This window comes from Halomonas aestuarii, from assembly GCF_001886615.1.
Classification (GTDB): Bacteria; Pseudomonadota; Gammaproteobacteria; order Pseudomonadales; family Halomonadaceae; genus Halomonas; species Halomonas aestuarii.
In genome coordinates this window covers 3,220,985-3,235,230 of record NZ_CP018139.1, presented here as the reverse complement: position 1 = coordinate 3,235,230, position 14,246 = coordinate 3,220,985, and the positions used below count along the sequence as shown (strand labels likewise).

General features: G+C 61.3%; 13 protein-coding genes. All 13 read right to left on the bottom strand.

Annotation, left to right across the window (positions count from 1 at the left end; translation table 11 throughout):
• Nucleotides 1–76: 76 nt before the first annotated feature.
• Nucleotides 77–538 carry a glycerol-3-phosphate cytidylyltransferase gene (gene tagD / locus BOX17_RS15055; RefSeq protein WP_071946941.1) on the bottom strand — a complete coding sequence of 154 codons (462 nt, stop codon included), beginning with the start codon at nt 536–538 and terminating at the stop codon, nt 77–79.
• Nucleotides 538–1,491, bottom strand: coding sequence for a glycosyltransferase family 2 protein (locus BOX17_RS15050; RefSeq protein WP_071945924.1), 954 nt, complete (start codon nt 1,489–1,491; stop codon nt 538–540). Before BOX17_RS15050 ends, tagD begins: the two co-directional genes overlap by 1 nt.
• A 176-nt stretch (nt 1,492–1,667) precedes the next feature.
• Nucleotides 1,668–2,645 carry a glycosyltransferase family 2 protein gene (locus BOX17_RS15045; protein WP_071945922.1) on the bottom strand — a complete coding sequence of 326 codons (978 nt, stop codon included), beginning with the start codon at nt 2,643–2,645 and terminating at the stop codon, nt 1,668–1,670.
• A 127-nt stretch (nt 2,646–2,772) separates the two neighbouring features.
• Nucleotides 2,773–3,261, bottom strand: coding sequence for a hypothetical protein (locus tag BOX17_RS17010; RefSeq protein ID WP_071945920.1), 489 nt, complete (start codon nt 3,259–3,261; stop codon nt 2,773–2,775).
• A 69-nt stretch (nt 3,262–3,330) separates the two neighbouring features.
• Nucleotides 3,331–4,584, bottom strand: coding sequence for a hypothetical protein (locus tag BOX17_RS15035; RefSeq protein ID WP_071945918.1), 1,254 nt, complete (start codon nt 4,582–4,584; stop codon nt 3,331–3,333).
• Between the two features lie 16 nt (nt 4,585–4,600).
• The gene (locus BOX17_RS15030; protein ID WP_071945916.1) at nt 4,601–5,485 is read right to left on the bottom strand and encodes a hypothetical protein; all 885 of its coding nucleotides are present in this window, start codon (nt 5,483–5,485) and stop codon (nt 4,601–4,603) included.
• 75 nt (nt 5,486–5,560) lie between these two features.
• Nucleotides 5,561–7,360, bottom strand: coding sequence for an ABC transporter ATP-binding protein (locus BOX17_RS15025; RefSeq protein ID WP_071945914.1), 1,800 nt, complete (start codon nt 7,358–7,360; stop codon nt 5,561–5,563).
• Nucleotides 7,361–7,385: 25 nt separating this feature from the next.
• The gene (locus BOX17_RS15020) at nt 7,386–9,308 is read right to left on the bottom strand and encodes a polysaccharide biosynthesis protein (protein WP_164508646.1); all 1,923 of its coding nucleotides are present in this window, start codon (nt 9,306–9,308) and stop codon (nt 7,386–7,388) included.
• A 70-nt stretch (nt 9,309–9,378) separates the two neighbouring features.
• Entirely contained in the window at nt 9,379–10,347 is a 969-nt protein-coding gene (locus tag BOX17_RS15015) for a D-2-hydroxyacid dehydrogenase (protein WP_071945910.1), read from the bottom strand.
• Between the two features lie 2 nt (nt 10,348–10,349).
• Entirely contained in the window at nt 10,350–11,210 is an 861-nt protein-coding gene (locus BOX17_RS15010) for a hypothetical protein (RefSeq protein ID WP_071945908.1), read from the bottom strand.
• Complete coding sequence (locus BOX17_RS15005; RefSeq protein WP_071945906.1) at nt 11,207–11,881, bottom strand: sugar transferase; 675 nt, start codon at nt 11,879–11,881, stop codon at nt 11,207–11,209. The genes BOX17_RS15010 and BOX17_RS15005 overlap by 4 nt, the downstream gene beginning before the upstream one ends.
• Entirely contained in the window at nt 11,878–13,062 is a 1,185-nt protein-coding gene (locus tag BOX17_RS15000; RefSeq protein ID WP_083582185.1) for a glycosyltransferase family 4 protein, read from the bottom strand. The genes BOX17_RS15005 and BOX17_RS15000 overlap by 4 nt, the downstream gene beginning before the upstream one ends.
• A 3-nt stretch (nt 13,063–13,065) precedes the next feature.
• Nucleotides 13,066–14,232, bottom strand: coding sequence for a hypothetical protein (locus BOX17_RS14995; protein ID WP_071945904.1), 1,167 nt, complete (start codon nt 14,230–14,232; stop codon nt 13,066–13,068).
• Nucleotides 14,233–14,246 lie beyond the last annotated feature (14 nt).

Genomic DNA, 14,246 nt, shown 5'->3' with positions numbered 1-14,246 from the left:
TCCCGGGCCGCCTGGCATGCTCACGACCAGACATAGAGCGACTCCTCGAACGGTAGATGACGTGCCGACATGACGCTCACCCGAAGTCCTTGCGTAGCTGTTCCAGGACATCGAAGGCATGAAGGACATCCTCGCGGGACACGCTGCTGAACCGGTTCAGCGAGCGCTTGAGCTCGGTCGTCGATACCCCCTCCGTGCGCGGAAGGTAGACCACCTTGCAGTGCGGGGTGAGAAAGTCGAAGTGCCCCTTCCAGTCGTCCCCGATGGCGAAAGTGCTCACCGCATATCGCTTCACGTCGTCGATTTTCTGTTCCCAATTCGTCTCGGGAATGACCTCGTCGACGAAGCGGATCGACCGCACGATCTCTGCACGCTGCTCGAAGGGGATCAAGGTACGCTTCCCCTTTCCGGCGTTGAACTCATCCGTGGACACGGCCACGATCAGCCGGTCGCCCAGGCTGGCGATGCGGCGCAGCAGGTTCAGGTGACCGATATGAAACATGTCGAAGGTGCCATAGGTAATCACGGGCCGACTCATCATCGTTCCTCCTTTCCCGCTCCCGAGGCCACTCGCCGCGAAGGGGAATGCATGTGGGTAAAGAACGTGTCAGGCAGTATCAGCGAGAGCAGGTGGTAAAGGGTTCGGGCCCGCATACCGTCCCAACGCAGGGCGCCGAGATCCGACTTCACGGACTGGCCATGACGCTTCTTCTCCACCGCCCAGGAAAGCACCTTGCGATTGATCGCGGCATGCAACTGACGTCGCTCGCTCCAGCAAAGACGCTCGGAGTACTCTGCCAGCAGATCTGCCACGGGATGGCCATCACGCAGATTGCCCAGGTCCCGAGTGACGCCGCTGTGCTGCAGTTGCCATAGGCTGGTCACCGCGGGATCATAATGGATGGCATCGAGTTCGCACAGCGTCTTCAGCCAGAAGTAGACGTCTCCTCCCCGCCGATAGCGACCAATAGGAAAGCCACCCAGTCCCAGGAAGCGATCACGACGCATGCAGGCACCATTCATGTGTATGAAGTCACACCGCGCGAATGCGCTCAGGGCAGCTCGTCGCGACATGACGCCTTCGGCCCGCAGCCCCACGCGGGGCAGTCGCTGATCCCTCTCGATCTTCTGATAGCCATTCACGAAGAGATCCAGGCCGGGATGGGCTTGGATGGCATTGGCAAACCGCGACAGGTGATCGAACAGCACCAGGTCATCGGCATCGAAGAATACCAGCCACTCGCCCCGGGAATGCTCGGCGCCAAGGTTGCGAGCGGCATAGCCACCGGGGCCCGGTTCGTCGCGCTGTAGTAGCCGCAGCCGCCCCCGGATCTCGGCCTCCTTCAAGATCTCGAGTGAGCCATCGGTGGAGCCGTCATCGACGGCGATGATCTCGAAATGACGGCACGTCTGACGGTAGAGACACGTCAGGGAGGACGACAGGGTCGCCACCTTGTTGTAGACGGGCATGACAACGGAAAACACCGGCATTACCGTGTCTCCTGACTCGGATAGAAAGGACAGGGGGCCAAGGCGCAACGGGTGTCGAACATTTCCGCCCAGCGCACTACCTCGAGGGCATCGACACCCTCTCCCGCGCGCGAAGAGAAGAGAAGACGGCCAGGGATGGGCGTCATGTTCACCCCGTCTGTCGTGCCTGGCGGCCATCACCCAGAGGCCTCGACGCCGGCCTGCTCGCCCAGGACTCTTCTGATCACGTTGCGTGACAGGGCACCGCCACCGCGATAGATCACATAGGCAAAGAGCTCGGCACTGCGAAACCCCAGGAGGGTCGAGCTCAGGAATCGTGCATCCATGGCGATACCGTTCCTGGTGGCATGAAAGACATACTTCTTCATGAAGTGAACCGCCCGGTACCTGATGAACCTTTTTATCTCGGGATCCGGAAGGTCACGATGCAGTTGCAGCAGTGAGCGAATGGTGTCGCGGTATCCTAGGATATGTCGGACACTCTTTGCCTGCGTCACCGTGGAGCCATGTCGCACTCGACGGAAGAAATAAAGGTCGTCCGTGACATGGTAAGACCCGGCAGAGAGGATCAAGGGGTACAGGATATGCTCGTCCTCGTGGTAGTGCTCGATGAACGCTAGCGGGGTATCCACCCAAAGGGAGCGCCTCGAGAGATACAGGCAAGGACTGCACGAGATCCTCCCCGCTTCACCAAAGGCACGAAGCAGCTCCAGCGGGGAGTGATAGGTGCCGTTGAAACCCCTGCGGTAGTCCATGCTGAAGAGGCCTTCGGCCGCCTCATCACAGAAGATCTCCCCGGAGAAGAAGACGATATCGGGGAAGGCGTTCTCCTCGACGATGCCCTTCATCGCTCCGACAAACCCCGTTGACAGCATGTCATCCGCATCGAAAAAATAGATATAGTCGCCGCTGGACAGGGAGATCCCCAGGTTTCGTGCGGCTCCCTGTCCCTGGTTTCCTGTCGACAGGATCCTGACGGGATAAGGGTGCGGAAACGCCTGAATAACGGCCAGGGTATCATCGAGGCTGCCGTCGTCGATGATGATCACTTCATCCGGAAGCACGTCCTGACGAGAAAGGGAGTGCAGTGCCTCCTGAACATAGGGGGACACGTTATACGCTGGGATGATTACACTGACCGTGGTGCTATTCATGGCAAGACTCGCGGAGTATGTGCGCGCATTTGTCGGGCTTTCTCAGATGACATATTGAGCTAACGCACGCGTTATAAGGTATCCATCGCGGCTCGCTAGCCTCAGGCGTCACGGACGGTAAAGCCCTTCAACTCTGCCCGTCACCCATTCGTTTCCTAAGGAACATGACTTTCCTGCCGGAGGGATAGCGATGCGAGTAGTACAGGTATTTTCGACCCAGCCCCCAGAGGAGGAAAGAGGACAGGCGGTGACGAAAGCCTAGAGGGGCCACCACATCGTTGCTGATCGCGATATCGACTCGGCTGCCGTTTACCAACTCCATTACATCCCTCAATCGGCAGTCAGCCAGGATTTCCACGATCGTGAATGGCATGCCCTTCCAGCGGTAGAGCCACACCCGGCGCCGCCCAATGCTGGCCTCCCAGACGAAACGATTGCCATGGTCGAATGTGGCCGCGCACCTCGAATCCAGGTTAAGCGGCTTGTCCAACACCACGTTCAGCGATCCGGGGAAGAGAGCCTGGCGGGTGATGACCGACAGCTCCTCCATGTGTCTGGAGACATGCCCCCCCGCCATACCTCGTCCGGCAACGACGACGCCAGAGAATATCGCCATCTTGGCTATCCTTTTTCACTCAACGCAATATTGCGCTAACAGTATTTTTCACTTCCGAAAATAGGGTTATCATGAACGCCGAAGAGGAAGATAAGGCTTTATTCTTTTCTTGATGGACCTGATCAACGGCGAACCCGTCCTGTTGTTGTAGGGCATCTTGGAAATGGTCTTTATCACGCCCTTGTTCTCGTGGACACCGCGATCAATAGGACGCTCATAGTAATAGTTGTTCGACAGCATATATCCCTTTAGCACGCCTCCCACCGCGTCGTCGTCGCTCAGGTCTACGCTATCGTACCAGTCAAACCCCATACGCTTCGCCATTTGACCCAGTAACGCAACATATTTCCTGTCGACTGATCGCTTATGCACCTTGCAGTGATACAAGAGCGTGAAGAAGTAGTCATCGGGCCGGGGAACGTACATGCCGTCGAGAAAGACTTTTCGCCTGATCACGTCCTTCTCCCATGCAGCGCTGTAATAGCCATCCCCGACAAACCGGATATCGACCGGTATCCTTTCGCCGCCTACCTCGACGTGCCCCTTGTAGGTGCGATTGATGTTCTGTCGAACGTTCGCCGCCGACGCCAGCAACTGCAAGTTGTCACACAGAAAGTCGACATCCCCTGCTTCGGCCTGGCGGGGAAGATTCTCGTAATTCCTCAGGACAAGATAGTCGGTGCAGACATTCAGAATGGCAAAGAGCGATTTCCAGTCCTTCCAGCCATCGGCACCCTCCAGATCCCGGTGAAGTTCCACCGTCTCAGGCGACCTGCGGCAGAGCGCCTGCTGAAGCAGCGGCCTTCCCAGCAGCAAGACGGACTGGAAATAGAACTCTCCGATGTTGTTACTTGAATGCACCTGGTAGGGCTCATCGAACCATGAGCGGAACCGGTATTTTTCACGCACTACATTTCGATTGGACGGTTCAATATTTCCCGAGACGCTTTTCCACCAGGTGTAAGACGGCACCGCATCCTCCACGATGACAAACCTGAAGGGTGGCTTACCGACCTTCCTGTCATAACCCACCCCTCCCGTCTCTCCTGGCCGCAGGTAGAGACGCTGGATATTGCGTCGGTAGTGCCTGTCGCTCCAGTGAATGATGAAGTCGGCCACGATGGTGAACCGCTTGCCGAGTTCGGCGACGATATCGTCCTCCCGGCGCCTTCCCCCCTCCCAGATGGCGAAGCAAGCGTACTCGTTCCTGACCCTGGGAATCATCCGGAAACAGGTTTCGTCACTGGCCGCCGCGGGGCCGTCCTGAAGCTGGTAGTCAATAGGCTGTCGAACAAGGACGTCGTTATCGAACGGAATATTCATCGCCACGCTCTCTTCTTCACAGGTCGGCAGGAGCCACGTCCAGGTTGTCGCCGCGCTGGACAAGAGCCGAGCTTCGCTTCTCGACGCCCCTCCTGAGGTGGGTACCGAATCGCTCATCGAATATCTTGACGGCCTCATCCAGCGAGAACAGTCCGCGCCTGACGTTCGGCCAGAACTCGGCATCCTCGAGCCTGACTACCACGTGCCGTCTGTCGAACATGATGGGGATCGATGTCAGCCCGACCATCATGCAAACGGCCACCCGGTGCCACCCTCGCCTTGGCTGGACCATCTGGAAGTTACCGGCACAGAAGAGTGTGCCAAGCACATGGCCATGGCGGTCATCGAGTCCATGCTGCTTGATGGAGTCGTAGATCCTCGTGAGCCGCCCGAGCTCCATGTCGATCAAGCGCTTCGAGACCGGTCCGAACCCTTTCCATCCGTCTGACGCTTGCCATTGAAGCCCATTCCTTCCGGCTTCATGGCGCATCAGGTGAATCCGGAAGTCCATCTTCTCCCGAGGCAGCATGTCCTCCCATGGATACACATAGGACAGCGGATGACCATGGTGCCATTCCTTGCGAGCCGGCAGCTTGAGGTACTGGGCAACATTGACTGGCTGCAGGTAAGTGAAGTAACCGTGGAGCAAGGCCCTGGCCTGTGCCTCGCCATGCGCCTCGTACGCCTTCAACACCGCTATCCAGGCCAGCATCATTCGCGTCGGGACGATCATGTCGACCGGCACATCCACGACAAACCGGTCGGATGTGCTTGAATACAGGGCCTCCAGCGGAGAGCACGGTGCTTCAACACTCCTGTGGTCCTGGATGGCGGGCACGTCGATCCGTCTGAGCTCATAGCCTGATATCCCGATCACACTTTTGAGGCATCGTTTCAGCATGCAAGTCTCCCGATGTTCGGCAAGCGTCACGTGGCGCTGCTGGCGATCTCCAGCGCCACTTGAGACGCCGCTTGCCTACAGGTTGGCCATCATCCGGAAAGTGGTGTTGCGACTCACCAGCTCCTTGTAGGTCCCGGCATCGGTCACCTTGCCGGCATCGAGCATGTAGATGACGTCGCAGTCCTTCACGGTGGTGAGGCGATGGGCGATCAGCACGATAGTGCGCTGCCCCGCCAGACGGTGGATATCATTCATGACACGCTGTTCGGTGATGCCGTCCAGGGCGCTGGTGGCCTCGTCGAAGACCAGTACGCGTGCCTGCTGATAGAGCGCGCGCGCTATGCCGATCCGCTGGCGCTGGCCTCCCGAGAGCCGCACCCCGCGCTCACCGATACTAGTCTCGACCCCCTCGGGCATCTTCTCAACCAATTCATCAAGTTGTGCCAGCCGAAGTGCCTCCATTACCCTACTTTCATCAATCTGTTCCCTTGACAAGCCGAAACCGACATTTTCGAGTATGGTGGCATCGGAAAGAAATATCTGCTGGGGAACGAAGCCAACACTTGCCTGCCAGTTTCTCAGGGTGTCGCTCTTCAGTGGAATATTATCAATAATGACTTCACCCTGTTGCGGTTGTATCAGCCCCAGCAGAAGATCTACCGTCGTACTTTTTCCGCTTCCTGAAGCTCCAACCAGTCCTACTATCTTGTTGGCTGGAATAACCAGTGATAAGCCGTTCAAAGCCGACTCTTTCTTTCCAGGATAATCGAAAAACACATTATTCAGAGCGATTGTGTGCTGAGGTATCAAGGGCACTACATCCCCTTTACTCACCTCCATGCTGGGAAAACCGTCACGACTAGCCAACAGATCCCCACGGATACTTTCATAGGCTGACAGATTGCCACGTATCCGCGACACGGAGGAATAGATTTTCTGGAATGCCGGCAACAGTTTGAACCCTGCTAGTGCATAAATCGACAAGGCTGGAAGGATGGCTCCCAGATTACCCTGGTAATGATTCAGCAAGTGAAGTACCAGCAGGATTACAGCGGCAAAGGCCACGAGCTCGATCGCATATCGGGGTGCATCGCTTAGCCCCTGGGTGATTCCCTGGCCGCGAGCCAAGCTATTACTGGCCTTGTCGAACCGAGAGGTAAAGTTCTCCTGACGATGCAACAGCAGCAGGTCCTTGATCCCTCCAAAGCCCTCGTTCATCAATCTGAACTGTCTCGCCTGAGCCCGTGATACTCTCCTCCCATTCGAGACCAGAAAACGTCTCACTGTCTTGTATAGCAATAGATATGAGCTTCCGAAAATCAACACCCCCGTGATAGCCACCATAGGGTTATAGGAAAGGATCGCCATGACAAGCACGAAGACAGTCATCATCCTTGCATTCAGTTGCATCAAAGGGTTTATGATCTTGGTGGTCGTGCGCTGAACTTCTCTGGCCACCTTGTTCATCAACCGACTGGTATTCACGCCGGCATGAAAAAGCCATGGCTGGTGCAAATAGTAGCTGTATAGTCGACTCGCAAGTTCTGCCCCTACCTGGGCACTGTAGAGCGACAGCCGCCAGGTGGTGTAGGTAGAGATGAGGGCCGAGACCAGCAGGACGGCGAGCACCAGACCGCCCAGCAAGGTGAGAAAGGCCGTGGGACTCTCCATGCCGCTGCGCTCGAAGGCCATGGCCAGCAGCCCATCGCCCTCCAGCCGGCCCATGTCACCGACCACCGCCATGAAGGGGCCGATGGCGACGACACTGGCCAGTTCGGCGAAGGCCATGAGGACTACTAGTACCTGTAGGATCATCAGGCGTCGGCGCTGCTGGCGGGTGAGCAGCGAGTAGAGTTCGCGCAGGTCCCTTAACATGTCATCATCCCTTTGTAAGCGTCGATCATATCGACTTGGAGGCCTGGAGCCCGAGACGCGCCACCGTCGCCTGAGTCGAGTCGGCTCCCGCCGATGCCAGCGTGCCGTAGATCCGGCCATGCCGAGCCTGCCAGGCCGGATCCACCACGTGGCCATCTGGCCGGTAGTCCAGAGGAGCCTCGAGCAGGAGCTGCAGGATGCGCAGGTGGCGGGAATGCTGCATAGCCTCGTACAGCTCCTCCAGGAAGCCTTCCAGGGCAGACCACTCCCAGGCCACCTCATGTGAGGTCATGATGCGCGGGTGTCCGGTGGCCAGCACGTCGTCACCGATCAGCAGCTCCTCGAAGAGCTTCTCACCCGGCCTCAGGCCGGTGTAGACGATCTCGATGTCACCCTCCGGGTGGGTGTCGTCCTTCACCTCTAGCCCCGAGAGCCGGATCATGTTGGCTGCCAGGTCGGCAATGCGAACCGGCTCGCCCATGTCGAGCACGAAGACCTCGCCTCCGCTGGCCATCGCACCGGCCTGGAGCACCAACTGGGCCGCCTCGGGAATGGTCATGAAGTAGCGCGTGATATCGGGGTGCGTGACCTCGACAGGCCCGCCGCGCTCGATCTGGCGTCGGAACAGCGGCACCACGGAACCGCTCGATCCCAGCACATTGCCGAAACGCACCATGCAGAAGCGCGTCGAGGATGGCTTTCGGGCCGCCAGGGCCTGGCAGATCAGCTCGGTCAGCCGCTTGGTGGCGCCCATCACGTTGGTGGGCCGAACGGCCTTGTCGGTGGAGACCATCACGAAGGTCTCGACGTTCTCCTCCACCGCGGCCAGCGCAAGTCCCAGGGTCCCGAAGACATTGTTGCGGATCCCCTCCACCAGGTTGGCCTCCACCAGGGGCACATGCTTGTAGGCGGCCGCATGGTAGAGCGTCTGCACGCCAAAGCTGGCCATGACCTCGCGCATCCGATCTCCACGCTGGATCGATACCAGCTGCGCCTTCACGCGGGCCTGGCTGGCACTGGACCGCACCAGGTCCTGCAACTCCTGATCGATGACGTAAAGGGCGTATTCGCTGTTATCGACCAGCACCAGCAACGAGGGGCCCTGCCGAAGGATCTGGCGACACAGTTCGCCACCGATGGAGCCTCCAGCTCCCGTCACCATGACCACCTTGTCGCGTATGTCCGCGCCCGTCAGTTCCGCAAACACCGACACCGGCTCCCTCCCCAGCAGGTCCTCCACCTCCACGTTGCAGGTGTCGTTGACACTGGCACGTCCGGACACCAGGTCCTGTGAGCCGGGAATGGTCTGCACCGGGATCGACAACCGGGCAAGCTGCTCGAGGATCACCCGTCGCCGGCAGCGTGGCGCGCTGGGAATCGCCAGCAGCACAAGCTCTAGGCCCAGACGCTGTATCAGCGATTCCAGCTCGTCCGGATGATGGACCGGCAACCCTTCCACCAGCGAGCCCTGCAGCCCCCTCCAGTCATCGACGAAGGCCCGGGGACGGTAGCGGCCACCGTGCTGGAGGGCTCTTGCCAGCTCACACCCCGCCGCCCCAGCACCGTAGATCACCACCGGCTGTCGCTGGGGTGTGCGACTCCACTGGTACAGTTCACGAAGGATCAGACGTAACCCCTCCACGGAGAGCAATACCAGCAGGGCAAAGAGGGGCAGGACATTGAGGGAAAGCGGCTGACCAAGCAGCAGGTTCAGCACCAGCAGGTTGATCATCGAGAGCAGCAGCCCCATGGCCAGGGTCAGCGCCATGTACTGGTTCATGAATCGCAACACGATGCGGTAGACCCCCATGACCTCGAGAATCAGTACGGTGGTCAATGCCGTAACACCCACCAGGATGGCGCCTGTCGTCCCCAGCAGCACCTCCCGCTCGCCGAGCAGCATCATGGCGAGCAGCAGGCAGCCAGCTACCAGCAGCCCATCCGCCATTCTCAGTAGCCAACGCTTTGCCCGACGGGGCAGCATCACCAACGCCATTAGCCATCGCATGAATCGTTCCTCAGTAGCCCGCCTCGACATCCACTGGCGTGAGCGGTGCCTGGCCTGCGACCAGCGCTCTGTGATTGTCGAGAAACAGCGCCACGGCGCGTTCCAGATAGAAGGGAGTGGTCCCGGAGACATGCGGAGTCAGCAGCACGTCCTCGCGACCCCACAGGCGTGAGCTCTTCGGCAGGGGCTCCCGCTCGAAAACATCCAGGGCGGCACCGCTGAGTCGCCCGGCCTCCAGGGACTTGATCACGGCCGACTCGCACACCACCCCTCCCCGTGAAATGTCGACCAGCACGGCGCCCGGCCGCAGCGATTCAAGCAAGCGCTCGTCTACCAGGCCGCGAGTCTCGTCGGTCAGCGGCAGGCAGACCACCAGATAGTCGGTGTCGGCCAGTACCTCGGGGAGCCGCGACAGGGTCAGGGGCGTCATCCCCTCGGAGATATTGTCGGCATGACGACGCAGGCCGTTGACCTGCATGCCGAAGAGTCGGGCGCGCTCGGCCAGCAGGCTACCGACCCGCCCCATGCCGAGGATGGTCAGGCGCGCACCGGTCAGCTCGCCCAGCCACTCACGTCGCCAGTGGGGGGACGCGGATTGCCGGGTCCAGCTGCCGAAGCGCTTGGCGAAATAGAGCATGGCGCCCAGGGCAAATTCGCTCATGGCCGGTGCATGCACCCCTGCGCTTCGGGTCATCAGCACCCGGTGCTTGTCAAAGGGCATCGCCCAGATTGCCTCGACCCCCGAGGACAAGAAGTGGATCCAGTCATAGTGCTCCAGTCGCGACAGGGCCTCAGGCAGCCAAGGCAGGGTCGGGGTGATCACCGCATCGACCCTTAACCTGTCGGGAACCTGCACGGGACTTGAGGCCAGCAGCACCCGTGCTTCCGGCAGCCCCTCGGCAAGCTGCGAGAGCAGGGCCTCGCGCTGCCGTGCAAGCACGTCTTCGTGCTGGAGGAACAGCAGCGTCTCCCGGGGCATCGTCACAGCTCCAGCGGGACTTGCTGCATGGGCGCCAGCAGCGGTTCGGCCATCTCAAAGACCCTCTCCGACAGACGCCGGTGATTGGCCTGAAGATGCGCTTCATGGGCCCGGCGCCAGCGCGACTCGGCGATGCGCAGGGCTTGGATCTCCACCGGCAGGTCCACCTTGCGCTGCAGTTCCTCCAGGGACTCGGCCCCGCCGTGGAAGGCACGGCTCAGGATGACCCAGTGGGAGCCCAGGCGAACATGTTCGCCGAGAATCCAGTCCGCGGGCAGCACGTTCCCCGACATGCACCCGACCCCGCCGAACCCCCAGCTGATACCCGCTTCATCCAGCATCCTGGCCTCGGCATCGATCATTCCGCCCGCCAGGGGTTCGAACAGGAAGCCCAAACCGAGCCCCAGCGACAAGTCGTTAAGGCCGATGTGCACCTCGTCGTGTCCCGGCCTGAGCAGCGGCAGCCAGTGCCCCAGACGGATCAGTGCCGCCGGCGTCTCGGCCAGGTAGGTCACCGGCACACGACCGGCGACCAGCCACTGAAAGCGCTGGACCTCGCAGGAGGAGGTGAACATGGGCAGCATGAGCCGCTGGGCACCATGGTCAATGGCCGCCGAGACCTCGCCAGGGGTGTCGGGATTGAAGGGGTTGATCCTCACCATCAGCTCGGCGTGCCGGAGCCGATTTGCCACCGCCGCGATCTGCACCAGGCTGTGACATGCCTTGTGGGTGTCCAGGTGGCCCTGGCGCACCGCCTTGCCCAGCACCTCCTGGTCCATGAAGATACGTGCCACTCCGCTCTGTTCGGCCAGCAAGGCCACCTCGGGACAGGCGGTAATCATCATCAGCTTGAGTGACCTCATGACTCCCTCACCTCTGCGTCCTGGCGTGTTTGTGTATCCGGGAGGCAGGCCTGGTGATCAGGCAAATAGGCCCGCCAGTTGCTGCCCGCCCCTCCATAGACCCCCTGCGCCGCAAACACCACCCGCACCGTGGCCAGCAGGATCGCCAGGTCCATCACCAGGCTGCGCCGGTCGACGTAGTCGCAGTCCGCGGCCAGCTGCTCCGGCCAGTCCAGCCCTCGTCGACCCCGCACCTGGGCAAGCCCCGTCAGTCCAGGCACCACCATGAACCGGCGGCGCATCCGCGCCGGCACGGCCTCCTCCTGCTCCGGCAGCAGGGGACGCGGCCCCACCAGGCTCATGTCGCCTCTCAGCACGTTCCACAGCTGGGGAAGCTCGTCGAGGCTGGAGGCCCTCAGCCATCGTCCCGCCCGGGTGATGCGGGGATCCCGCCCCTCCTCCACCACCGCCTCGCGATACTGATCCACGGACTCGCGGACCACCATGCTGCGGAACTTGTAGAGCTCGAAGGCCCTCCCCGACCGACCCAGTCGCGTCTGACGAAACAGCGCCGGCCCCGGACTGTCCAGGCGAACCCACAGTGCAAGGATGCCCAGGAGGGGGGCCAGCAGCACCAGCGCGGTCAGGCTGGCGATGAGATCCAGTGCACGCTTGGCGAATGGCTGTTTCATAGTCCCATGGCCTCCAGCATCACCCGGTTGACCAGGCGAACATCGAAGCGCTCGACCGCCAGGCGTCGCGAGGCACGTCCCATTCGCTCTGCCAGTTCCGGTGTCTCCAGGAACCTGCGCATCGTCCTTGTCAGCGACTGGACATCGCGTGGCGGGACCAGGATCCCGTTGTCGCCAGGGAGCACCGTCTCGCGACAGCCCGGCGCATCGGTGGTGACGATCGCGCGACCGGTGGCCATGGCCTCGAGCACACAGCGCGGGATGCCTTCCCGGTAGGTGGAGGGAAAGACGAAGACATGGCATTTCGCGAGCCAGGGACGCACATCGCGCACCCCGCCGATGAACTCCACGTGGCCACGCTCGTTCCAGCCCGCCACTTCCTCTGCCGGGCAGGCATGGGGGAGCTTGGGATCATGGGGACCGACCACCACGAAACGTGCGTCGGGGAAGGCAGGCTTGAGTTGCTCGGCGGCGGCCACGAACTGGTCAACGCCCTTGTCGAGCAGCAGCCTGCCGACGTAAAGGAACAGCATTGGCCCCTCGGGAATCGGGCAGGGAGGATACTCCGTGAGATTCACGCCCGAGCCATTGACGCGAACGCTGCACGAGCGAGCGGTCAGGATTCGGCGCGCCAGAAACTCTTCCTGGTCGTCGGGATTCTGGAAGAACACCGTGCGGTTTCCGGCAAGCCCCACCCGATAGAGTAAAGAGACCAGGCTACGCAGCAGGCGTGCTCGTCGCGTCCGGGCCTCCCCAAATGCCAGGCCCAGGCCAGTGATCAGCGAATAGGCCCGCGGAACCCCGGCGAGACGGGCGGCCAGGCTGCCGTAGACCACCGGCTTGACCGTATAGCCGAGCACCACCCGAGGACGCAGCCGACGCATCACTAGCCACAGCGCAGCCAGGGTGCGCAGGTCCTGCCAGGGCGCCAGCGACGCCCGGGCCATGTCCAGCGGGATGACCGGAATCCCTAACAGCTCCACCTCGGGGAGGTAGTCGGCCCGCGGCACCGCGGCCGCCACGGCATGTCCCCGTGCCTGCATCTCGCGGATCAGGTCGCCGCGGTTGGCGATCAGCGAACGGGCGTTACCCGCCACGATCAGCACGTCCACCCGTGTCCCCGGGGGGCGCATGGCGTCCACGGCTCTCCCGCCGGACTGATCGATGACCTTCATGTCCATGATTCAGGTCTCCATCGACCAGGGGAATCTCAGGGTTGCCTTGGGAGCCGGACGGGCCAACGCCTCACGTTCGCGCCACAGACGATGGCTGTGCCACAGGACCACCAGCATCAGCCAGAAAAGGGTCGTGCGAAGGCCGTTATGGGTCACCGAATAGAGCAGTGGTCCGGATAGCGCCAGCCAGACATGTGGTGGTGCGCGCCACACCACGGTCACAAGGGTGGACAGAAACAGCGCCAGCCCGGGCACCCCGTAGGAAAACAGCATGGTGCCGAACGACGAGTGGATCTCGTTGCCGTGGTAGGGGCGGAAGCGATCCGTGTTGCCCTCCCCGGCCCCCAGCAGGTTATAGGCCGGGAACTCGACCATACGCTGGTACTTACGATCCTCGTACACCCCCTCCACCTTGCCGGGTGCACGCTCGAAGCGCTGGGTGAGATTGTGCTCTATCCGTCCCCCGGTCCAGGCGTCGAAGCCCACCAGCAGCACGAGCAGCAGGGGCATCAGCAGCACCAGCCTCAACAGATGGCGCAGCTGACCGACATTGGCCAGTGCCCAACTCAGCAACACCAGGCAGAGCCCGCCCATGGCCGCCAGAGACGAGGCCGCCAGGATATTGCCTATAGCGGCCACCACGGCTGCCACGGGCATCGTACGAAGCGGCAGCCGAAAGCCATGGCTGGCCAGCAGAATCACCAGCGCACATAGGGAGAAGAAAGCCAGCTGATTGGGATTGTTGAAGGTCCCGGTGGCTCTTATCCGGCCCAGGCCGAGGTCCAGCATCACGCCGCCGAAGGCCACCAGCAGCGCAACCATCACCGCCAGGCGGACCCACCGCAATCCCTCGGGTACGGCGGTCAGGAAACGCAGTAGTCCGGCTCCGGCGAGGAAGTTGAAGAGGAAGAACAGTGGGAAGCGCAGGTAGCCCGCGTCCTGGTCAACCACGGTCCAGCCCAGGCTGACCAGGGTGATCCAGGTGACCATGGCCAGCCAGGCCAGCACGAAGGGGTGGTGCATCAGCCCCTGGTCGTCCCTCAGCGACATCAGCAGCATGATGGCGATGAAGGGCAGCAGGATGATGTCGGCCGGCTGGGGCAGGCCGCTGGGAAACAGGTAGAAGGATGACAGTGACAGTCCCAGGCACAGGAATACGCCTCCCAGCTGATTCATGCGGCGCCCTCCCC